At 43.0% G+C, this 20,576-nt stretch carries 24 protein-coding genes; 11 read left to right on the top strand and 13 right to left on the bottom strand.

What is annotated here, in order from left to right:
• The first annotated feature begins 13 nt into the window (after positions 1 to 13).
• From I8J31_RS16750 to I8J31_RS16735, 4 genes are read left to right on the top strand one after another with little or no spacing between them, the layout of a single operon-like run.
• Positions 14 to 1,066 (top strand): FecCD family ABC transporter permease, encoded by a 1,053-nt coding sequence (locus I8J31_RS16750; protein ID WP_199469734.1) that lies wholly within the window; start codon positions 14 to 16, stop codon positions 1,064 to 1,066.
• Between the two features lie 3 nt (positions 1,067 to 1,069).
• On the top strand, positions 1,070 to 1,897 hold the full coding sequence (locus tag I8J31_RS16745) for an ABC transporter ATP-binding protein (protein WP_199469733.1): 828 nt from the start codon (positions 1,070 to 1,072) through the stop codon (positions 1,895 to 1,897).
• The gene (locus I8J31_RS16740) at positions 1,890 to 2,330 is read left to right on the top strand and encodes a pseudoazurin (RefSeq protein WP_233402861.1); all 441 of its coding nucleotides are present in this window, start codon (positions 1,890 to 1,892) and stop codon (positions 2,328 to 2,330) included. The genes I8J31_RS16745 and I8J31_RS16740 overlap by 8 nt, the downstream gene beginning before the upstream one ends.
• 19 nt (positions 2,331 to 2,349) lie before the next feature.
• Positions 2,350 to 3,606: an MDR family MFS transporter gene (locus I8J31_RS16735; RefSeq protein WP_199469732.1), complete on the top strand. Its 1,257-nt coding sequence runs from the start codon at positions 2,350 to 2,352 to the stop codon at positions 3,604 to 3,606.
• On the opposite strand, the gene I8J31_RS21140 is transcribed toward I8J31_RS16735, so the two are convergent.
• From I8J31_RS21140 to I8J31_RS16715, 4 genes are all read right to left on the bottom strand, one after another.
• Entirely contained in the window at positions 3,577 to 4,509 is a 933-nt protein-coding gene (locus I8J31_RS21140) for a DMT family transporter (protein ID WP_199469731.1), read from the bottom strand. The two genes, I8J31_RS16735 and I8J31_RS21140, sit on opposite strands and share 30 nt — an antisense overlap.
• 254 nt (positions 4,510 to 4,763) lie before the next feature.
• Positions 4,764 to 6,077 carry an L-fucose:H+ symporter permease gene (fucP, locus tag I8J31_RS16725; protein WP_199469730.1) on the bottom strand — a complete coding sequence of 438 codons (1,314 nt, stop codon included), beginning with the start codon at positions 6,075 to 6,077 and terminating at the stop codon, positions 4,764 to 4,766.
• 524 nt (positions 6,078 to 6,601) lie between these two features.
• On the bottom strand, positions 6,602 to 6,886 hold the full coding sequence (locus I8J31_RS16720; RefSeq protein WP_199469729.1) for a hypothetical protein: 285 nt from the start codon (positions 6,884 to 6,886) through the stop codon (positions 6,602 to 6,604).
• 41 nt (positions 6,887 to 6,927) lie between these two features.
• Complete coding sequence (locus I8J31_RS16715) at positions 6,928 to 7,320, bottom strand: MAPEG family protein (protein ID WP_199469728.1); 393 nt, start codon at positions 7,318 to 7,320, stop codon at positions 6,928 to 6,930.
• 289 nt (positions 7,321 to 7,609) lie between these two features.
• Between I8J31_RS16715 and I8J31_RS16710 the strand changes: the two genes are divergently transcribed.
• From I8J31_RS16710 to I8J31_RS16695, 4 genes are all read left to right on the top strand, one after another.
• Positions 7,610 to 8,467: a TraB/GumN family protein gene (locus I8J31_RS16710; protein WP_199469727.1), complete on the top strand. Its 858-nt coding sequence runs from the start codon at positions 7,610 to 7,612 to the stop codon at positions 8,465 to 8,467.
• A gap of 140 nt (positions 8,468 to 8,607) precedes the next feature.
• Positions 8,608 to 10,110 (top strand): sensor histidine kinase, encoded by a 1,503-nt coding sequence (locus I8J31_RS16705; RefSeq protein ID WP_199469726.1) that lies wholly within the window; start codon positions 8,608 to 8,610, stop codon positions 10,108 to 10,110.
• Positions 10,103 to 10,528, top strand: coding sequence for a response regulator (locus I8J31_RS16700; protein WP_199469725.1), 426 nt, complete (start codon positions 10,103 to 10,105; stop codon positions 10,526 to 10,528). The genes I8J31_RS16705 and I8J31_RS16700 overlap by 8 nt, the downstream gene beginning before the upstream one ends.
• A 13-nt stretch (positions 10,529 to 10,541) precedes the next feature.
• Positions 10,542 to 12,260 carry a GGDEF domain-containing response regulator gene (locus tag I8J31_RS16695; RefSeq protein WP_199469724.1) on the top strand — a complete coding sequence of 573 codons (1,719 nt, stop codon included), beginning with the start codon at positions 10,542 to 10,544 and terminating at the stop codon, positions 12,258 to 12,260.
• 15 nt (positions 12,261 to 12,275) lie between these two features.
• On the opposite strand, the gene I8J31_RS16690 is transcribed toward I8J31_RS16695, so the two are convergent.
• The 6 genes from I8J31_RS16690 to I8J31_RS16665 form a co-directional block, all read right to left on the bottom strand.
• Positions 12,276 to 12,473, bottom strand: coding sequence for a CPXCG motif-containing cysteine-rich protein (locus I8J31_RS16690; RefSeq protein ID WP_199469723.1), 198 nt, complete (start codon positions 12,471 to 12,473; stop codon positions 12,276 to 12,278).
• A gap of 143 nt (positions 12,474 to 12,616) precedes the next feature.
• Positions 12,617 to 12,838 (bottom strand): hypothetical protein, encoded by a 222-nt coding sequence (locus I8J31_RS16685; RefSeq protein WP_199469722.1) that lies wholly within the window; start codon positions 12,836 to 12,838, stop codon positions 12,617 to 12,619.
• A gap of 26 nt (positions 12,839 to 12,864) precedes the next feature.
• On the bottom strand, positions 12,865 to 13,839 hold the full coding sequence (locus I8J31_RS16680) for a D-2-hydroxyacid dehydrogenase family protein (protein WP_199469721.1): 975 nt from the start codon (positions 13,837 to 13,839) through the stop codon (positions 12,865 to 12,867).
• Between the two features lie 41 nt (positions 13,840 to 13,880).
• Positions 13,881 to 14,159 carry a hypothetical protein gene (locus I8J31_RS16675; RefSeq protein ID WP_199469720.1) on the bottom strand — a complete coding sequence of 93 codons (279 nt, stop codon included), beginning with the start codon at positions 14,157 to 14,159 and terminating at the stop codon, positions 13,881 to 13,883.
• Between the two features lie 68 nt (positions 14,160 to 14,227).
• The gene (gene cpxA / locus I8J31_RS16670; RefSeq protein WP_233402860.1) at positions 14,228 to 15,640 is read right to left on the bottom strand and encodes an envelope stress sensor histidine kinase CpxA; all 1,413 of its coding nucleotides are present in this window, start codon (positions 15,638 to 15,640) and stop codon (positions 14,228 to 14,230) included.
• On the bottom strand, positions 15,637 to 16,344 hold the full coding sequence (locus I8J31_RS16665; protein WP_199469719.1) for a response regulator: 708 nt from the start codon (positions 16,342 to 16,344) through the stop codon (positions 15,637 to 15,639). Before I8J31_RS16665 ends, cpxA begins: the two co-directional genes overlap by 4 nt.
• A gap of 213 nt (positions 16,345 to 16,557) precedes the next feature.
• On the opposite strand from I8J31_RS16665, the gene I8J31_RS16660 reads away from it, so the two are divergent.
• Positions 16,558 to 17,067: a CpxP family protein gene (locus I8J31_RS16660; protein WP_199469718.1), complete on the top strand. Its 510-nt coding sequence runs from the start codon at positions 16,558 to 16,560 to the stop codon at positions 17,065 to 17,067.
• A gap of 124 nt (positions 17,068 to 17,191) precedes the next feature.
• Here I8J31_RS16660 and I8J31_RS16655 read toward each other — a convergent pair whose 3' ends face one another.
• Positions 17,192 to 17,731, bottom strand: coding sequence for an isochorismatase family protein (locus tag I8J31_RS16655; protein WP_199469717.1), 540 nt, complete (start codon positions 17,729 to 17,731; stop codon positions 17,192 to 17,194).
• Between the two features lie 145 nt (positions 17,732 to 17,876).
• Between I8J31_RS16655 and I8J31_RS16650 the strand changes: the two genes are divergently transcribed.
• Entirely contained in the window at positions 17,877 to 18,434 is a 558-nt protein-coding gene (locus I8J31_RS16650) for a hypothetical protein (RefSeq protein ID WP_199469716.1), read from the top strand.
• Positions 18,435 to 18,448: 14 nt separating this feature from the next.
• Here the strand turns inward: I8J31_RS16650 and I8J31_RS16645 are convergent, their stop codons facing one another.
• Complete coding sequence (locus I8J31_RS16645; RefSeq protein ID WP_199469715.1) at positions 18,449 to 18,736, bottom strand: DUF1294 domain-containing protein; 288 nt, start codon at positions 18,734 to 18,736, stop codon at positions 18,449 to 18,451.
• A 392-nt stretch (positions 18,737 to 19,128) separates the two neighbouring features.
• On the opposite strand from I8J31_RS16645, the gene I8J31_RS16640 reads away from it, so the two are divergent.
• Positions 19,129 to 19,482, top strand: a complete 354-nt coding sequence (locus I8J31_RS16640) for a DUF6404 family protein (protein ID WP_199469714.1) — start codon at positions 19,129 to 19,131, stop codon at positions 19,480 to 19,482.
• A gap of 67 nt (positions 19,483 to 19,549) precedes the next feature.
• On the opposite strand, the gene I8J31_RS16635 is transcribed toward I8J31_RS16640, so the two are convergent.
• A complete protein-coding gene (locus I8J31_RS16635; protein WP_199469713.1) occupies positions 19,550 to 20,548 on the bottom strand; it encodes a branched-chain amino acid aminotransferase in 999 nt (332 codons plus the stop codon).
• Between the last annotated feature and the right edge of the window lie 28 nt (positions 20,549 to 20,576).

Here is a 20,576-nt window from a genome sequence, read left to right as displayed (position 1 = left end):
GGATCCACTACCCATGCAATCAGACTTAATGGCTGATGCGATTTCAACCCAACGGCGCAGTGAAAAGCGCCGTTGGTCTGTTATCAGCATTCTACTTGTTGTTCTTGCTTCCTCCTTTGTGCTGGACATTGCCACCGGCCCTTCTTTGCTCAATGTAAAAGAAGTCACTAATGCCCTACTTAACCTACTCGGTTTCCCTGTCGAGGTTGACCCCACGACCAAAGTCATCGTGACTAGTCTGCGTTTGCCCATCGCCATTATGGCCGTTGTCGTAGGGGGAGTACTAGGGGTAGGCGGTGCAGAAATGCAAACCTTGTTGAATAATTCCATGGCGAGTCCTTATACCTTAGGCATGGCGGCGGCGGCAGGGTTTGGTGCCGCACTCATGTTGTATTTCGGCTCCTTGGGAATCGATACAAATATTGCCGTGCCATTAGGCGCTTTTGTTTGCTGTATGTTGGCAGCCACATTTTTGTTTGCCCTTGCTACCATGCGACACATCAGTTCTGGCCAACTTATTCTGGCAGGTATCGCGCTATTGTTTCTGTTCCAGTCACTTTTGTCATTAGTACAATTTGTCTCTTCACCTGAATTAAGTCAGCAAATTCTCTTCTGGTTATTTGGCAGTTTATCAAAGGCCTCTTGGTCAAACCTGTCGATCATCATCGGCGTCACAGCAATCTGCATGTTTTTCTTAATTCGAGACGCTTGGAAACTGACCGCGTTACGACTCGGTGAAGAAAGAGCAAAAAGCTTGGGGGTGAATGTCTCTCAGCTACGTTTAAGAACCTTGTTTATCGTTGCTATCATGACAGCCACCGTCACCAGTTTCGTTGGCATTATTGGTTTTGTCGGTATCGTCGCGCCCAATATCGCTAAAATGTTAGTGGGAGAAGACCAGCGCTTTTTCTTGCCTTTGTCTTTTATCATCGGCGCCTTTCTGCTCTCTAGTGCGTCGGTATTATCCAAAGTCATCGTACCCGGTGCGCTCTTCCCTATCGGCATTGTCACCGCAATCATTGGCGTACCTTTCTTTTTCTGGCTGATTTTAGGAAAGAGGCGCTAAAGCATGTTACAAGTTAATAAACTCAATGTTGCGTTAGATAGCCTAGTACTTGCCAAAGACATGTCTTTTTCCCTAGAAGCAGGCAAAGTAAACGTCATCATTGGCCCCAATGGCACAGGTAAAAGCACCCTACTGAAAACCTTATTTGGTGATATTCAAGCCAAGTCTGGTGATATTTTATTTGCTGGTGACGCGTTACAGCGCAAGCAACTTTCTCACTGGCGAAAGCAATTTGGTTATATGCCACAAGACATTCGTTTGGATGTTGAGTTAAGCGTCTTAGAGGTGGTGTTATTAGGACAATTGAATTCCCTCGGTTTACGCTTAGACGATTCCTTGATCAAAGAAGCACTAAGCGCCCTCGATAAAATCGGCTTACTGCACCTTGCTAACCGTGACGTTAACAAGCTCAGTGGTGGTCAATGTCAGATGATTTTGTTTGCTCAAGCCCTGATGAGAAAGCCTAAAATCCTCATGTTAGATGAGCCAGTGAGCGCTTTGGATTTGCATTTCCAGCATGTGTTACTGGACCACCTAGACACTCAAACTAAACAGCAAGGTTGGGTAACCCTCATGGTCTTACACGACCTCAATTTAGCCGCCCAATACGCTGATAACTTGTTGGTCTTAAAAGATGGCGATGTGGTCGCCAGTGGCCACCCAAACAACATTCTCACCTCGTCACTGGTAAAAGAAGTTTACAAGGTGGATGCTCAAATCACCAAAGATAGCTCAGGCATTCCATTCATTCGCACAGTCCGAAAAAACAACAGTGCTCCATTATCACCAACACCTAAGCATTCAAGCAAAGAGGTAGAAAGCCTTGTTTAAAGGAATGGCATCCATTGCATTGCTCTTAGCCTGTACATCAAGTTTCGCCAAAGACTGGCAGGTGCAAATGCTCAACTATGGAAATGAAGGCAGCATGACGTTCGAACCTTCGTTTATACAAGCTCAAATAGGCGATAGTGTGACCTTTGTGCCGACTCACAGCGGCCACAATGCTCAATCTTATGTGGTGCCAAAAGGCGATCAGCAATGGAAATCGCCTATCGATAAAGCCTACACTGTGCTACTCAATAATGAAGGTGTGCATTTTTATTACTGCCCACCTCATCTTATGATGGGCATGATAGGGATGATCCAAGTTGGCAATGCACTCAACATGGAAACCCTTAACAAAAAATCGAAACGACTGCGTTCAAAAGTGGCATTAAAGCCCGAACGTGTTGATGCTCTTCTTCAACAAGTCACGCTTCCATAAAGGCATTCTTTACTAGACCATGTTTTCTCATCGCTTAATGAAAAATTGGCTGTTCTTGTCTCCGGCTGGCCGAGTATTAGTGATTAATGGCTTTACCTTTAATCTCGGCTTCTACATGTTGCTACCCTATCTTGCCGACCACCTTCAGCATGATTTGGGCATAAGCGGGTGGTATGTTGGCTTGATCATAGGCCTGCGCGTATTAAGTCAACAGGGGCTTTTTTTAGTCGGCGGCACCCTTGGGGATAGGCTCGGTTATAAACAGCTCATATTACTTGGTTGTGCCGTTCGCATTGCTGGCTTTGCCTTGCTAGGCATAGGAGAAAGCATTCCTGCTCTCATTCTCGGAGCGTTTTTATCTGGCTTTGCGGGGGCGCTTTTTACCCCCAGTAGCCAAGCCTATTTAGCCTCTGAATACCCAGAACAAAGATCCCGAGACAAGGTCTTTGCCTTGCAAAGCCTCACCTCAGAAGCGGGTATGTTACTCGGCCCTCTCGTTGGATTAGCACTCATTTATGTGGATTTTCTCTGGGTCGGTGTCTTTTCCTCAGGTATTTTTGCCGCGCTTCTGCTTATCCAATGGCGTTACTTGCCTGAACTCGCCTCACAGCAAACCGACTTATCAGCCGCTTCTGCAACTAACATTGTCATCCCCTTTTGGCGACAATGGGCAAGGATGCTGACCCATAAAGCCTTTATGTATTTTGTGCTTTGCTCTTCGGTTTATCATCTCTTGTTCCACCAGCTGTATATTGCCATTCCTCACGAAGTAAGAAACGTCACTCAGGATGTAAGCATCATCACTTGGGTGTTTGCCACTTCTTCTATTATGGGCGTCTTAATGCAAATGCCGATTAGCCGTTTTGTCGAAGCACGGCTAGGCACGGCACTGGGTATGGGTCTGGGAATGAGCATCATGGGCATGGGTTATCTATGGCTGACGTTATCCTTTTCCTCCCTTCCCGCGTTGCCTTTTATGCTTTGTGCAGCTTTTTTTAGTATTGGATCTATGTTGGTTTTTCCACTTCTGGGAGCCTATGTCCCTAAATTTTGCTCTGCTAAGGAACTAGGCAGCCATTATGGTTTGTACTCTTGCATCGGCGGCTTGTATGCGTTTCTCGGTAACATAAGCACAGGCTGGTTGTTGTCATCGACTAACGTGTCACACGTTTGGATATGGGCGGGGCTAGCATGTTGTGGTTTACTTGCTGGAATATTCTTGTTTCAGCAAGTAAACAATCATAAATCAGTAACGAACCTTCACTCGAGTAACTAAATAAATACCGCTACAGACTAATATTAGAGCGATTAAATATTTCCATTCCAAAATGGTTTCGCCTAAAAACAAGGCCGATAGCATGGTGCCAAAAACAGGAATTAAAAAATTAAAAATAGTGATCATGCCGACTGGATTGTATTTCAGCAATAAACTCCATAGGGCAAACGCAATAGACGACAACAGCGCCAAATACATCAACAATAATACAGAGCTAGTATCAAAATGCCCCGGCTGACCACCAAAAGCAAAACCTGCAACCAGTAGTGCTACACCACCAATACTCAACTGCCAAGCCGTCATCTGCATGGCATCCATATGTTGCGACACCTTCTTACCGTAAATGGAGCCTGCTGCCAAAATAAAGGCCGCCATCACAATCGCGCCTTCGCCTTTTAGAGCAAAATCGATGGTCAGTAATGAGTCACTAAAATTGACAATGAACACACCCGCAAAACCAACGATACAACCCAGTATTTTACGCTGGTTCAATTTGTCGTTCTGATAAATACAGTGCGCCAAAATAACGCTAAAGAAAGTCCCAGTGGCATTCATAATCGATGCTTTTACACCTGTAGCGAACGCGATTCCAATATAGAAAAATACATATTGTAGACTGGTCTGGGTGATGCCTAATATTGTCAATTGACGCACATTTTTCCAACTCATCGCTATATTGGGTCGACCGATCAAACGCATCAATACCAGCAAGAAAATACCCGCCAACAGGAAACGCATGCCAGCAAACACCATCATCGAAGGCACATCATCAGAAGGAATTTCTAATAAACGATAACCTGTCTTAATCGCAGGATAAGAGCTTCCCCACAGTAGGGTACATAAAATAGCGAGGCTAAAAACCGTAGAACGACGGGTAAACCACTCTGAAGAGACATTAGACACAACAAATCCTTAGAAAAATAACGACCAACTAAAAGCGAAGCGATTATATCTACTTTTCTCAATCATTTGTCCATTACCTAAAAGAACCTCATAGTTTAACTACCGAATGCCTTAAAAATACCCCCTTTCCTACTTTTATAAGGATAAACAATAAGTTTACCCTCTCGATTCACACACTAAACTTGACGAATAAAAAAAGCCCTACAAATGTAGAGCTTTCTTTTCTAGCCTAAAGACTGAGTAGCGTCGTCGCCTTAATATTGCGCCTTTTTCATGGTAAAAAAGCCATAACCTGCCACCACCAAAAAGCATATCGCAGGCACCACATAAGAAACCACTTCACCATAAACGTCAATAACGGCCCCCTGTACTAAGGGCATAATCGCGCCACCAAGAATTGCCATCACCAAGCCCGCGGAGCCAAATTTGGTGTCTTGACCTAAACCATTCAAAGCAATGCCGTATATAGTTGGGAACATCAATGACAAACAAGCCGACACAGCAACAATAGCCCAAATACCGGAAAGACCTGGTACAAGAGCCGCGTATAAACACAGTAAGCTGCCCATCAAGGCCAATATGGCTAACAACACAGCGGGACGAAAAAAGCCCATCAACCACGTCATCACAAAGCGCGATACCAAAAAGATAATCAAGCTATATTGCAGGTAATCGGAAGCATTTACCTCGCTCCCACCCAAGGTTTTCTGCACATATTGAATGGTGAAAGTCCAAGTACAAGTTTGTGCAGCCACATTAAAAAACTGCGCGACAACCCCCCAACGATACTGACCTTTTGCTATTAAGCGTCGAAAAATAGCCACAAAGTCAATCTCCGGAACCGGTTTAACACCTGTCACCCCAGCATCCACCTGTGACTTAGGCAAACGCATTAAAAAGATCAGCAACCAAATAATCACCAGAACAAAAGCCATGCCCACATAGGGCGTCATTACAGCTTTCAATTCCATGGTTTGAATACTTCTTAACATGTCTGGCGCCATGCTTGCTCTTTGCTCCGCTGTTGCGGGATTCAAATTAGGCAAAATCAAGGTCGCGGCTAAAAATACACCAAGATTAGTCCCCACAGGGTTAAAAGCTTGCGCCAGATTCAAACGACGTGTGCCACTGCTTTCTGGCCCCATGGTCATGACAAAAGGGTTGGCAGAGGTTTCTAAAATAGACAAGCCCGCGGCTAGAATAAATAAGGCGACTAAGAAAAAGCCATAGGTCATGGAAACACTCGCAGGGTAAAAGGTAAACGCCCCTAAAATGGCCAAGCCAAGTCCGGTTAATACTCCTGCCTTATAAGAGTATCGAGCATTAATAAATGCCGCTGGTAACGCCAAGCAAAAATACGCACCATAATAGGCAAACTGTACTAGGGCCGACTCTAAGGTGCTCATAGTAAAAATTTTACTGAATACTTTTACAAGCGGGTCCGTCATATTAGCGGCAACGCCCCAGGCCGCAAAACAGGTAATGAGCAGCACAAAAGCCAATCTCATATTTGGGTAGACGAACGAAGAGGACATAGTTTTTTGGGAGGCTGTATTTTGATTTTTCATAAAGCAGACAACATCTTTCTTACAATGGGCCAACTCGGATGCTGAATTTAGCAACACCCTATCGTCAGCCAGTTAAAACAGATCAAATACGCCCCACATTATTCGTCCAATAGAACACAAATAACCGAGCGTCATGGGATCAACACTAGATACGAAGCGCGCAATGCTACCACCATTTTTACAAAAAATGGTCGCGAATTACCCTCCAAAAGCGCGTTTCTGTATAAAGATTAACCACACATTGACGAATTAACTTTTCTTGCCTATTTCATTAACCAAATTGAAATATTTAAGATATTCCCGCCCTTCCCCAGCCAAAACAAAGCTTACCTAAAAAGTGATACCATCCGCATAAAAAAACCCGCCGTAGCGGGTATGAATATCGCCATCAAGGTGTTAGATAAGGTGCAAATAAGTCCTTTTGCTCCAGCAGCAACGACGACTCAGTAATCATTTCCACGTTGCGGTTCTTTCACAACGATCCATCTCATAACCATCTCCAACGCTTTAGACCAAAAAGCAAATCAACCTAACAAAGCAACACCTTCCACTTCCAATAGGCTTTTGGCATCGGTACGTTCCATTATTTTTACCAAAGCCGATTGAATCACTTCATCTTCACGTACATCATTTTCCCCAGAGAAGCGTTGCTCTTGGGGCTCGGCGTCTTCATCTAAGGTGAAGGTCACCACCACTTCGGTCGCCTTATCTGCCGTTTCACCATAGTAAGCGAAGGATAACTGCGGAAAACCTTTAAAACCCATTTTAACTTTCTTAGCGATACGCTTTTTCGCTTTATCTAAATTCATGTTTTTTCCTAAAATAAATGAAGTGTCAGTACTCAATACTTTTAAAAATTAAGAAATTCTTGGTAGGGTAAGCAAATCAAGTTGCCAACCACCAGCGCCAAAATAACAGCCAGTGTCGTTTGCATACCCAATCGGCGATATTTTATGGTCTGAGACAAAATACCTTTACTATGAAGCAAGCGAGCGACGACAAAAACAACGCCAAATAGATTCACTAACCAAAAGTTGCCGCCATTAAATTCAAAGCTAAAAAGTAAAATCATGACAAGAGGAGTGGTTTCCACTGCATTAGCATGCGCAGACCTTGCTATTAGCAACTCATCGACACCACCATCACCTAATATCACTTTATGTTTATAGCGCGCTTTCACCACTTGAATCACCAACCAACAGATCCAAATCGCTAATATTGAGGCATATAAAGCTGTAATCATTTTTCCTTCCTATTTATCGTTATCATATTTGTTCAATGGTCTCAGAAAGGTCACCCCTTAGACACCGAAATAAGGCCCGACACTGTGAATTTGTTAGCAAATGCAAATTATATAACTTGAGAAATCCCCCCATGGCCCTAAAACCCCTTTATATTGTAATGAAATACGATAAAAATTAGATCTTTCAGGATAAACAATGCAAGTGTCGTTTCATACATTGCCCAACCCAAGATAGACAAGTTATGCTTGGTCTTTCGCTGATAGACCAATATAGATTCGGATTAATTTAATGCTTATTAAACAATGTAGTTTGTTGCTACTAGCCACTGCTGCACTTCAAACCCAAGCCGCCTCAGTCTGGAAGGTGAGCTCAGATCAGCATACACTTTATATCGGTGGCACCATCCATACTCTCAGTCCAGAAGATTATCCGCTGCCAACACAATATGAAGAAGCTTACCAAGCTGCTGATAAAGTCGTTTTCGAAACCGATATTATTACCCTTCACTCTCGAGCCTTTCGGCAAAAGATGATGATGAAACTCTCTTACTCAGACGGCACGACAGTCAAGCAAGTACTTAATCCAAATACCTACTCCGCACTTGAGCAATATTTACGAGAACGCAATATCCCTGCGGTTGCCATACAACATTTAAAACCCAGCTCTATTGCCCTTTCTTTAGGATTAATAGAGCTCAAACGCTTAGGTTTTACCAGTGAAGGAGTCGATGAGTTTTATTCCAATAAAGCCCTTCAGGATAACAAAGAGCAAACTTGGCTAGAAGAGCCTGACGCACAAATACAAATGCTCGCAGACCTGAATTCCCAAGATGAAAGCGCCATGATTGACTATGCGTTACAAGATATTAGAGAACTACCAGAAACCATGGTCTCACTACGTAAGAACTGGCGCGAAGGAAACATAGAAGCCATGGCAGAAGTCGGCATAAAAGATTTTAGCGTCGATTACCCTGAAATTTATCAAGCACTTTTAGTTGACCGAAATAACAACTGGATGCCTCATATTAAAAGCATGTTAGATGATAAAACGGTTGAATTCATTATGGTTGGTACTATGCACCTAGCAGGCCCAGACAGCATTTTGACTCAACTCACCGCAAGTGGCTACAAAATCGAAAAACTTTAACCCTCCTGCTCTATAAGATTTGTTAATAAACGTAAGCGAGAGAAGATACTATTATTAACAAATCTTATCGCTCGATAATTTGATGTTACCTAGCGACTAGTCTATCCATTATGAAGACTTCTTTTTAATGGAATAGATTAATGGATCATTCTCAGCCCACTGAGAGTACAAATCTTTTTGATAACCAGCACCCGGTCGATAGAGTGTTTTTTTTACACCAATTAATCGATTACTTACCCATGGGGGCCATGGTCGTCGATACTCACGCCAATATTATCTTAGTCAATGATGAACTCGCCCACATACTAGGTTATTCAGCCGCAGAATTAAGCGGTATGGAAATAGAGTCATTACTTCCGACTGAATTCCAAGCGAATCACAAAAACCTCATGTACCAATTCTTTAAGAACCCCAGAAAACGTCAAATGGGCGTGGGAAAAGAGCTTTACGCCAAGCGTAAAGATGGTTCACAAATTCCGATAGAAATTGGCTTAAACCCTGTGCAAGGGCAGGAGCAACCTCTTGTGTTAGCAACACTCATAGACCTAACACCAAGATTGCGTGCAAACAAAATGTTTCAGCATTCTATCCAATCGGCTCCAAATGGCGTTTTGGCCATTGATTCAAAAGGCATAATCCGTCTAGCGAACCACTCACTTTGCGTCTGCTTTGGCTATAGTGAAGACGAATTATTAGACCAACCAATGGAAGTATTACTGCCAGAACGCTACCGACACAAGCATCACAGTTTACGTCATTCTTTTCATCAAGACCCCAGTGTGCGCATGATGGGAGTAGGCCGAGATCTGACAGCACTGCATAAGGATGGGCGAGAGTTTCCCGTGGAAATTGGCCTAAGCCCCTTTGAAGATGAAAATAACCAAGACATGGTGCTGGTCTCTCTATTGGACATTACTGAACGTAAGCGCATGGAAATAGAGTTACGTGAAAACAACACCAGACTAGAGGAATTCACCTATGTGGCTTCCCATGATCTGCGCTCGCCATTGCGAGGTATTGCTGACTTACTAGAATGGATTAAAGAAGACCTAGGCGATGAAACCTTACCTGATGTATTAAACAATATTAATCGTATCGATATTCGCATTCAGCGTATGGAACAGTTGATTGAAAACCTATTAGCCTATGCAAAAGCAGGTCAAGCAACGACAAATACGCAAGTTGTGGATATAAACCACCTGCTGGATAACGTTGTAGAATTGTTATCTATTCCAGACGGCATCACCCTGCAAAGAGACATCCAATTAAAAACGCTTGTCTCTTCATGGACACCACTTGAAACTGTCATTCGTAACCTAATCAGCAATGCCATCAAACACCACGACAGCGACCAAGGAACAATATTAATCCGCTGTTGTGCCGAGAATAACCTCTGCCACTTTTCCATTTGCGATGATGGCCCAGGTATTCCAGAAGCTGCCTATGAGCGTATCTTTCGACTATTTCAAACCGCCACGTCCAATGAACGAGGCAGCACTGGGACTGGCATTGGCCTTTCCATTAGTCGACGCTTAGCAGAAAGCCATGGAGGTCGCATCAGTGTTGAATCTAATCATCATCAAAGAGGAGTCACCTTTCATGTTTGGTGGCCGCGTTTTTTAAGAAAGGATACTCATGATTAAAAATTTAACCGTATTACTAGTAGAAGATGATGACGTCGCTGCTGAATCCGTCATGCGTAGCCTTAAGAAAGCCGCACCAGATATTGGTCTTATCTGGGCTGAAAATGGTCAAATCGCCATTGATATTCTGAATCATCAACACCCAGATAAAGTACTACGCGCTCCCTACTTGGTGTTATTAGATTTAAACATGCCAGTAATGAATGGTTTCGAGTTCCTAGAAGCCGTTCGCAATGATAACAAGCTAAAAAACACCGTCATTTTTATTTTAAGTACCTCCAATGAAGACAATGACCGCTCCCGCGCTTATCACAACAACGTCGCTGGCTACATGGTCAAATCTGCAGTTGGGCCGCAGTTTGCAAAATTAGCCAGTTTATTAAATACCTATAGAAATGCCGTTGAGCTAACTAACTAGCTTAGGAGAAGTAATGGTTATCAAGGAAGTTCTACAAGACACCCCATTAAAATTACTCATTGTTGACGATGACGATGTTGATCGTGAGCGTATACGGCGCATGCTACGTAAAGCGAAGATTAACGCCAGTATTTCTGAAGCCTCTTCAATCGAAGACTCAATGACCTACCTCAACAAAGATGAGTATGACTGCGTCATCATAGATTATCGTCTAGGAGCAATTTCAGGGCTCTCCTTACTCAATATGATACGCACAAAACTTGGCAGCCATTGCGCCGTTATCATGATAACTGGCCTAGGAAGCGAAAACGTAGCAGCGGAAGCAATGCGACTAGGAGCGAGTGACTATTTACAAAAGAACCAATTAAATGATGTGCAACTAGTACGTGCTATTTTAAGCTCCGTTCACCGCGCAGAGCTCGAGAAAAAACTCCATGATATGGCCCATTATGACAACTTAACAGGGCTAGCAAGTCGCCCCCTTTTACTGAAAAAATTACAACAAAGCATTACCCATTCTGAAGTCGCTGCGGTTGCTTTTCTTGATCTAGATAACTTCAAACCCATCAATGATAATTATGGTCATGATACTGGGGATTTAGTGCTAGTCACCATTGCTAACAGGCTAAAAAAAATCATTCGTAGAGGTGATACTCTAGCTCGCCTTGGTGGTGATGAGTTTGTGCTTTTGCTGAAAAACATGTCAAACACAGACGAATGTAATTATTTTCTTAACCGTATTATTCGACAGATCAATGCCCCTATCGAACTCACAGAATATGATAGCTTAGTGCAGGTCTCAGCCAGTGTCGGTGTTGCTATGGTGGGTAACACCAGCTTAGATGCCGACACCATACTACGTCGTGCCGACCAAACCATGTATCAAGCAAAAGGCCTAGGCAGTAATAATGTACTCTTTTTTGATCCAGAAGAAGAACAGCGCCAACATCAGCGCAGAGCCTTATTACAGGAAGCAGAAAGAGGTATCTTCCATAATGAATTTGTGCTCCATTACCAACCTCAAGTAGACATGATAAACCACCAGTTGATCGGCGTTGAAGCCCTCATACGCTGGAATCACCCAACTCTGGGGTTACTCTATCCTGCGGAGTTTTCTTCTGCATTAGAACACGCAAACATCGGTATATTAATCGGGGAATGGGTATTACAAGAAGCTCTTAAACAAAACTGCCTATGGCAAGATATGAACCTAACCGTTAGTGTCAACATTGCCCCAGCTCACTTACTTAGCAAAGGCTTTGTAGAGCGCCTCGATCTATTGCTACAACATACTCCCAACATAGACCCCAAACGACTCGAGTTAGAAGTCCTAGAAACGGTTTCGATTCACGATATTAATAATGCTGTCGAGATATTAAAAGGTTGTCGTGAATTGGGCGTGAGCGTGGCTCTAGATGACTTTGGTACCGGTTACGCATCACTCAGCTATTTAAAAAAACTGCCATTGAACACCTTAAAAATAGATCGTAGTTTTGTCAAAAATATTCTATCTAATCAGGAAGATCGCTCTATTGTTACCTGTGTTGTCGCCCTAAGTCAGGCCTTTAGCTACAATTTAATCGCAGAAGGGATCGAGTCCATGGATCACGAGCAAGCTTTAATCGATATGGGTTGTCATATTGGGCAAGGCTATTTCATTGCAAAACCGATGAGTGCAGAGCAAATGACCCAGTGGGCCAATGAATATAACCAACAAGTTTATGCCTACTAAAGGCCTATAAATAACTTAAAAAGTCTCATTTTCAGAACGGACATTAACAACAGGTGCGCCATCAAAGCCAACAGAAATGCTGAAAACAATAGGTCGACAACAAACCTGACAGTCTTCAATGTACTCTTGGCTTTCTTCCAACACCTCAACCATCACCTTAATAGATTCACCACAGTAAGGGCAATCAATATCAGCTTCGATTAAATTATCCATGGCTTTCCACTCCCTTTATACCCATCCATGTTTGCAATATGGCTGTTAAAACATTCACTGAGATCTTAATAAGCACCTAAAAAAGGTATTTGGCTAAGCTGCATTAATTTATATAAAGCAGTAAAGAGAAAATGGTTTATGTATTATTTATCTAAAGCACGATACTGCAATATGAGACTGATAATCTCGTGATCACTGGTAGTAGAGGCAAGGGACTCATCCATTGAACGTCTTTGCGGCAAACGTATGTCGAATCGACGTTGCAATACACTGGCCACTTCTGAGTCTGAATTAGGATCAAGATCTTGACCTACGAAAATGCATATTCTATTAAGGATAAACTCCTTTTTACTATTGCTTATCATGTACTTCCTATCTTGTTTTGCTTTATCTAAGAAAATGATTCAATCACCCGATGTTGCGGATTACCTTTGGCAAAGGTCACCACATTCTCAAAAGCGATTTTGAAATACAGCTCATAGCTGTCTTTTTCGACGTAGCCAAGATGGGGAGTACAGAGTACATTGGCCAAAGAGAGTAATGCTTCATTCTCCTCAGTTATGGGCTCAAACGCAAATACATCTATCGCGGCCCGTTTGCTTGGGTTTTCTGCCATTTCAAGTGCCAAAGCCCCCGTCTCTATCAGTTCTGCACGGCTGGTATTCACCAACAAGGAATCGGCTTTCATTAGCGATAAATCCGCTTTAGTGACACAGCCCTTTGTCGCCTCGTTCAAGCGTAAATGAAGAGAGATAATATCAGCATCACGAAAGAAAGCCGCCTTAGATGGAGCCGCGTCAAAGCCATCTTGCTGAGCTTTTAACCTTGATGACTCACTCCCCCAAACAACCACCTTCATATCAAATACCTTAGCGTATTGAGCGATCCGCTGGCCAATTTTGCCATACCCCCAAATACCTAACGTCAAACCATTCAATACACGCCCTAATCCTAATTCACCAGATTGTTGCCATTGGCCTTGGCCGAGGTGAGAAACATACTCTGGAATGTGTCGCGAAGCCGCCATAATAAGCCCCCAGCAAAGCTCGGACGGTGCTATAGGTGAACCAATACCTTCGGCCACGGCTACCCCATATCGATGACATAAAGCAGGATCAAGATGATTACTCACTTTGCCCGTTTGGCTAATCAACTTTAGATTCGGAAGTTTAGCCAACAGCGGTTCGGTTATTTGGGTACGTTCGCGGATCAATACCAAGACATCAAAGTCAACCAAGTGAGCGGCCAACTCATCAACATTATTATAGGTTTCATTAAAAATATGGACATCATGACCATGCAAAATAGAAAAACTTGCCAAGCTTTTCACAACATCTTGATAATCATCTAATATGGCGACTTTCATTATTCATTTCCCTAATGCTAATAACGGCTCAGTAATATAAATCACTTACGCTTCCAGATCCTTGCAACCGCTCTATCCGACCCCAATAAGCCGACAATTTCACAAACCAGACCCGTTAAAAAAAATACCAGAATAGGGATAATACCTGCGGGTTCAGCCATTTTAATGGCTGAAAATAACGATACTGAAGCCACGACCAAACACAAAACACCGAGCACAATCAGAATCTTACGGTGGGAGGGTCTATAAGCATATTCGTCTTCATCCGATTCGAACACATTGAGCACAGGGGAACAGAGCTTTCTTAAAAACGCTTTCATAAAAACCTTGTTGTTATTAAACAATATATAAATAGTATCTATAAAAATAGATAAGTATTAATTGAACCCTATAAAGCAACAAGGGGCAAATGGATTTCCACCAACAAACCGCCTAACGGGCTGCGAACAGCATGGATACGACCATTATGTTGACGAATGGCGTTTTCCGTAATCGCTAGCCCAAGTCCGGTACCTCCGCTGTTTCTATCCCGTGCAGTAGAGACCCGATAGAAGGGCCGGAATATAGACGTCAATTCTTCTTCCGCAACCCCTTCACCGTTATCCTCAACTTGAATATGCAGCTGATCCGCTTCTGCTGTCATAGTGACACAAGCCTTATCTTTACCATAATAAATGGCATTGCGAATAATATTTTCTAGCGCACTGATTAGCAGCTGAGGATGACAAGCGATATGCCGTTCTGGAATCGAGGTGAAAACCAAAGATTTCCCCATTTGCTCTGCTTCAAATTGAGTATCTTCTAATAAGGTCTCCCATAAACTCGTTAAAGATTGAATCTCTCTCTTCTGATGACTGTCCACCTGCATACGAGAGAGTTCTAATAAATGCGCAATCATCAGCTCCAAGCGTTGGGCTTCCGTATCAATACGGGCTAATTCCTGACTTTCTCCTTGTTTTCGAGTCGCTAATGCCTGCGCCATTCTCAGTCGAGTAAGTGGAGAACGTAATTCATGAGAAATATCCGATAGTAAACGTTGTTGCCTAGACATCATTTGATTCACTGCCTCAACCATCTGATTAAAGCTCGCCCCTGCTTGGCGAAACTCAGACGTGCCTCTTTCAAGCATAGGGTCAATTTCAAACTCCCCTCTTGCAACACGCTGAGCGGCTTTTTCTAAAAGGCGAGCCGGTTGGCTCAATACCCAAGAAAGTCGTAGTAATAACGGTGTACTCACCAACATAACTAGCAATAAAAGCTGAATAGGATGATCAAGTAATTGCAAGAAAAAAGGCGGTAATTCATTCGATTTCATACCAACATAGAGTAAATAATCCGCGTTTGCTAAGTGAATGGGAAATGGCCCTGCGAGAATAAAACGACCATATAATCTCTGTAAAGGCTGATGTGGGTCTTCTACGTTGCTAACAAAATTACGCACGGCTTTGTGGGCATAATCTCTACCGGTAGAAGGGGTAAGAATATTGCCATCAAGATCGGTAATGAAAAAGCGCGGTTTATTGCTACTTGGCTCACTGAGTCTATCACCATGTGGCATGGCTCTGGAGGGACGTACAAGTCGCTTTAGAATTTTATCTAAATCCTTTTGCGTGGCAAAACGACGTTCAATCTGCTGCTTCATTACCATGATTTTCTGGTAATGTTCCGTTGAAACCTCTCGAGTATTTCGCGGATCTAAATGCGGTAAGGCCATAACAGCTAATAGCACTAAAAGCATGGTCAACCAGAAAACCGCAAAAATCCGACCATATAAGTTAGTAATTTTAGGTAATTTTATCATTCCCCGACCACCAACATATAACCACGACCCCGTAAGGTTTTAATGCGCGCTTTACCATTCGGCCAATCTGGTAACTTCTTGCGCAGATTCGACACATGCATATCAACCGCCCGATCAAAAGCAGCAAGACGTTTACCTAATACATCAAGACTCAATACTTCCTTCGTCAGCACCTGACCTGGATGCACAACAAAATGCTGTAACAGAGCAAACTCGGTACTGGTCAAATCCAGTATTTGTCCACCACAATAGGCTTCTAACTTACCGGGATAAAGTTGGATATCGAGGTATTCAATGCCATTATTACTCACTGGTTCCTGGCTCTCTTTATTGTTTTGCGCCGAGGTTTGCGAGCGTCGTAGAATGGCCCGAATTCTCGCTAATAGTTCACGCTCACTAAAGGGTTTGGGCAAATAATCATCCGCCCCTAATTCCAACCCAACCACCCTGTCTATTTCTTCACCTTTTGCTGTCAACATGAGTACCGGAATGGCCCACTGCTCACGTAACTGCTTTAAGGTCTCAAAGCCATTTAACTTTGGCATCATGACATCAAGTAAAATCAAATCCACACCATCATCGACTACGGTCAAACCAGCCTCACCATCATGAGCAACAGACACAGTGAAATTCTCAAAGGCGAGCACCTCTTTGAGTAAATCGGTCAATTCCATATCGTCGTCAATAATCAATATATGTGGCATCTGTCATTCCTAATACAAGTTGTTCGTTATGGCTCATTAAAAGCATTTTACTGTGGAATTGACAAAGCGGTGAGGCCTTTACCTTACTTTACTTTGAGCATACGCCAATTTACTCATCAACCTATATTCTACATCCATGCCCTGTGAGAGCAGAGCGTTTCATTAAAAAGAAATATGAGCGCCCAATAATTAAACACGAATAAGGAATAACCCATGAAAATGATCAAAAAAGTTGTTTTAGCTGTTGTTGTATTACCTATCGCCATTGGTACAGCCAGTGCCTTTGCTTTTGGAGGAAACGGTCATCATAAAGGCCCACAAGATGAATTCAGAATGGGCTTTGACCGCAGTATCATGCACGACCTTGATCTAACCCGTGAGCAAAAAGATCAACTTAAATCGCTTCGTAAAGCAAGCAAAAGCGACAGGAAAACCAGCTTCAAAGGTAACTTTCAAGCAAACCAAGCTAAGCGTCAATCTCTTCGCCAAAAAATGAACGAACTATTACTTGCTGATGACTTTGACTCGGCAAAAGCGACGGAACTGACAAAAGAAATGACAGAAATAAAAATGACGCGACAAGTGGCCATGTTAGAAAAACAACATGAAATGCTTAGCATTTTAACTCCCGAGCAAAAAGTAAAATTTACTGAGCTACAAAAAGAACGTACTGACAAGTGGGCAGAAAAAATGCAGCGTCGTATGGACAAGCACAACGACTAATAACGAGTGACAAAGTTCGCTTGTGAATCAATACAAAAAAGGCGCTTTCTAATCATAGAAAGCGCCTTATTCGTGATAAAAATAAAGAAAGTCTACCTGTCTCTCCCTGAAAAAGCTGAGAAAACTATTTCGTTAATTTGAGAATCTCCTTAAATTCTGCTGCCTGACTATCACCAAGTAATTCATACAAGCACATTTCTAAACTGGTCGTTGTAACGCCTTTTCCAGCTAACTTAGTTATCGCCAAATCTTTATTAAGAAGCGTGCGAGAAGAAACACAATCCTCAACCAATTCAACCTGATAACCCAAACTTAGAAGATCTAACGCCGTTTGATAGACACAAATATGCGTTTCAATACCGCAAAGCAACCAAGCCTCTACAGACGAAGCCTTTACCGCCTGAACAAACTCCGCTGAGCCACCAGCACTAAAAGTATGCTTCGTTATGGGTTGATGTTGGTCTAGAACCTCTTTTAACTGCGACACTGTGCTGCCTATTTTATCGGGAGTCTGCTCCAGCCATAAAATGGGTAAATTAAGCGCTTTCGCACCGTTAACTAACTTGACGGAATTCGCGATCACCAGCTCACTCTCATAAACAATGTCTGCCAATCGACCTTGAATATCAATAACAATTAAACCTGTTTTTTGTTTATCTAACATAATTCGTCCTACTCTTATAACTGCTCATATACTTACCATAATCCCGCAACAAAAAGCTTATAGAACATGAGATGAATGCATTCAAATATAGATCAAAAGCCCTGAAAGCAGTAACATTTAGGCAACTCGACACATAGGGAATGGAATGAAGTACTTCACCTCGGTAAAATTCGCAACATTATTGGCACTCTCTACAAGCACCCATGCTTCTGATTACACCTATATTGACTATGCCCTTGGCGCCACAGACCCAGAGTCCACATCAGCAAGCGGTGAATACTCTTCCCTATCTGGTTCCTTTGAGATGCAAAACCGCGCCTTCATTGCCTTTCAATCTAACAATTACGAAGACGACAGAAGATACGATATCGATATAACTGCATTAGGCATTGGTGCTTACGTAGACTCTGGCATCAGAACAGACCTATACGGCCTAGTACAACTCGTCAAAACAGACTTAGGGAATCATGAAGACACAGGCTTTCGCATCACCATTGGCCTACGTTCTAGCATATCAAGCAATATCGAACTAGCGGTTAAAATCAAACACGAAGATGTCTATAGAGACACCAGCAAAAGTTATGCTGCGGAATTGAGATACTACCTAACACCCGATTTCTCGGCTGGGGCAAGTTACGAAACAGCGGATATTAATGGCTCAGAAATGAATACCTTGTACGGATCTTTGCGTCTTAACTTCTAGAGGCCTTTCTTCAATTAGCCCCAACCATTGAGAAAAAAAATCAGCGATACGAGTGTTACATTCACCAGCAAAGTTAACCAGAATACCACTCGGAATCGCACCTTCTTGGTTTTATGACGAAACACCCTTTGCCCTAAAAGTGCACCGGGCCAGCCACCAACCAAAGACAATAAATGTAACCTCGACTCCCTCACCCTACTTTTCTGTCGTTTCGCAGCCCACTTGTCCATACCATAAACACAGAAAGTAATGAAACTTAGCAAGCCATAAGCCACGAGTAAAAAAAGGTGATCAATAGACATAACCATGCTTTCGTTTTCAAAAACGGTATTTTCTCTTTTCTATAAAGGAAAGACTAGGAGAGAATCATTGATTCCCCATAACGATGCTCCTTTGCCTTCTTTAAGGAAGGTCTGAATAAGTCTACTAAGACTCAGTCTTTCCGAGAAATCGTCAAATAAGGCGCGACTCTGATGTAATGTAGGTACCTTTCAAAGAGTCGCAACGCAGTGTGGCCTGTCCCTCAATGAAAAGCTCTGAAAGACCCGAATGCCTACACGGATGTAGGTAATTAGGGCAATGCAGGAGCAATTGCCGCGACAAGAGGACTTGTTCAGACCTTCCTTAATTAAGCTCCTGTTTAATATCGAAGTTCGATACAATGCTGCAACACAAACAAAACAGGGTGAATCACTTGTCATTCAAACAAAAACTCGAAACAGCACACGCTGAGCTTGAAGCAAAGAAGGTCTGGCGCTCTAATTACCATCCCCCCATGTTCAGCCTACTCAGGGTACTCGGTATAAAAGTGCCACCTCCACATTATGTAGGCTTTCACATTAATGCCCTCATCGCCTTCGCTTACCTCATGCCTATCATGCTAGCAGTATTAACCTTCAGCGCATCGGGTAATGCAGACGGGCCAACATTCAAAGAGTCTTTTGATAAAGCGCTACTATGGGGCTTTGTCTACGCTATTTTCATGGCGTGTTTCTATAAAATCCGCACTGCAAAACTGCAACTTACCCCATGGAAAGACCTGAAATAAAAACATAAAAAATGGGCTGAAACGGCAAAATTTCAGCCCATCTTTATTTAACTCAACCAAGCATCCATTAAACGATTTTTGTTAACCAATTATGCTTGTCTTCCGCTTTACCCCATTGAATATCATTCAATGCTTGGCGCAACTTGTCAGCGATTGGCCCCGGCTTACCCGTGCCAACCTTGTACTCTTTGTCCTTATGGATAAAGGTACCAACCGAGGTTAATACCGCCGCCGTACCAGACAATACCGCTTCTACTTCTGGTTTAGCGGCACGCTCGATCAACTCAGCAACGGTTAAATCACGTTCCGTGACCGTCATTCCCATATCAGCGGCTAGAGTCAAAATAGAAGACCGAGTAACGCCGTGCAAGAAACTGGAATCCAACCCTTTAGTAAGAATCTCGTTACCATCAATCAACAAAAAATTCGCCGCGCCTGTTTCTTGAACGTCACCATTTGGACAGAACAAGACTTGATCGGCTTGAACCTCTGCTTTCGCTTTCGTAATCGGCCCCAATGCACTCGCATAGTTGCCACCACTTTTGATCATCCCCATATGAGGCGCACAACGCATCCCCGTTTCATCTAACAGAAGGCGTAATGCTTTTGCACCACCTGTAAAGTAATCACCTACAGGCGACAACAAGACAAACAACATAGAAGTGTCTGATGGTGCAGCGGCTTTGCCAACAGCCGCCTCAGTACCAATATGCGTCGGACGAAGGTACATAGAACCCGGTGGCACTGGTACTTCTGTTGCAAACTGTGCAACCGAATCGACAATCATCTTAGCCACTTGAACTTCATCGATTTCAGGCAAATACAAAAAGCGGCTACTCTGTGCCAAGCGCTTAATATTCTGATCCATGCGAAATACATGTACGCTACCGTCTTCATGACGAAACGCTTTCAAACCTTCAAAACAAGTACTGGAATAATGCAATACATGAGCCGCAGGATGCATTGAAATACTGTCAGATGACACCAACTCTGCATCACTCCATTTGTTATTCTCGAATCTTGCCAACGCCATTTTAGGCATAAACTCAGTACCAAAAGCCGCCATTACTGTTTCCTATATAATTTAAGTGATT

It is taken from the genome of Marinomonas transparens, from assembly GCF_016463975.1.
GTDB classification, from domain to species: Bacteria; Pseudomonadota; Gammaproteobacteria; order Pseudomonadales; family Marinomonadaceae; genus Marinomonas; species Marinomonas transparens.
This window is presented reverse-complemented; position numbering and strand designations above follow the sequence as displayed.

Excerpts from the sequence above, each read along its gene's own strand:
- I8J31_RS16645 (WP_199469715.1), bottom strand. The coding sequence starts at position 18,736 with ATGTCTATTGATCACCTTTTTTTACTCGTGGCTTATGGCTTGCTAAGT.
- I8J31_RS16690 (WP_199469723.1), bottom strand. The coding sequence starts at position 12,473 with ATGGATAATTTAATCGAAGCTGATATTGATTGCCCTTACTGTGGTGAA.
- I8J31_RS16675 (WP_199469720.1), bottom strand. The coding sequence starts at position 14,159 with ATGAAAGCGTTTTTAAGAAAGCTCTGTTCCCCTGTGCTCAATGTGTTC.
- I8J31_RS16710 (WP_199469727.1), top strand. The coding sequence starts at position 7,610 with ATGCTTATTAAACAATGTAGTTTGTTGCTACTAGCCACTGCTGCACTT.
- I8J31_RS16735 (WP_199469732.1), top strand. The coding sequence starts at position 2,350 with ATGTTTTCTCATCGCTTAATGAAAAATTGGCTGTTCTTGTCTCCGGCT.
- I8J31_RS16650 (WP_199469716.1), top strand. The coding sequence starts at position 17,877 with ATGAAGTACTTCACCTCGGTAAAATTCGCAACATTATTGGCACTCTCT.
- cpxA (WP_233402860.1), bottom strand. The coding sequence starts at position 15,640 with ATGATAAAATTACCTAAAATTACTAACTTATATGGTCGGATTTTTGCG.
- I8J31_RS16655 (WP_199469717.1), bottom strand. The coding sequence starts at position 17,731 with ATGTTAGATAAACAAAAAACAGGTTTAATTGTTATTGATATTCAAGGT.
- I8J31_RS16665 (WP_199469719.1), bottom strand. The coding sequence starts at position 16,344 with ATGCCACATATATTGATTATTGACGACGATATGGAATTGACCGATTTA.
- I8J31_RS16695 (WP_199469724.1), top strand. The coding sequence starts at position 10,542 with ATGGTTATCAAGGAAGTTCTACAAGACACCCCATTAAAATTACTCATT.
- I8J31_RS16685 (WP_199469722.1), bottom strand. The coding sequence starts at position 12,838 with ATGATAAGCAATAGTAAAAAGGAGTTTATCCTTAATAGAATATGCATT.
- I8J31_RS16705 (WP_199469726.1), top strand. The coding sequence starts at position 8,608 with ATGGATCATTCTCAGCCCACTGAGAGTACAAATCTTTTTGATAACCAG.
- I8J31_RS16715 (WP_199469728.1), bottom strand. The coding sequence starts at position 7,320 with ATGATTACAGCTTTATATGCCTCAATATTAGCGATTTGGATCTGTTGG.
- I8J31_RS16635 (WP_199469713.1), bottom strand. The coding sequence starts at position 20,548 with ATGGCGGCTTTTGGTACTGAGTTTATGCCTAAAATGGCGTTGGCAAGA.
- fucP (WP_199469730.1), bottom strand. The coding sequence starts at position 6,077 with ATGAAAAATCAAAATACAGCCTCCCAAAAAACTATGTCCTCTTCGTTC.
- I8J31_RS16660 (WP_199469718.1), top strand. The coding sequence starts at position 16,558 with ATGAAAATGATCAAAAAAGTTGTTTTAGCTGTTGTTGTATTACCTATC.
- I8J31_RS16745 (WP_199469733.1), top strand. The coding sequence starts at position 1,070 with ATGTTACAAGTTAATAAACTCAATGTTGCGTTAGATAGCCTAGTACTT.
- I8J31_RS16700 (WP_199469725.1), top strand. The coding sequence starts at position 10,103 with ATGATTAAAAATTTAACCGTATTACTAGTAGAAGATGATGACGTCGCT.
- I8J31_RS16720 (WP_199469729.1), bottom strand. The coding sequence starts at position 6,886 with ATGAATTTAGATAAAGCGAAAAAGCGTATCGCTAAGAAAGTTAAAATG.
- I8J31_RS16750 (WP_199469734.1), top strand. The coding sequence starts at position 14 with ATGCAATCAGACTTAATGGCTGATGCGATTTCAACCCAACGGCGCAGT.
- I8J31_RS16680 (WP_199469721.1), bottom strand. The coding sequence starts at position 13,839 with ATGAAAGTCGCCATATTAGATGATTATCAAGATGTTGTGAAAAGCTTG.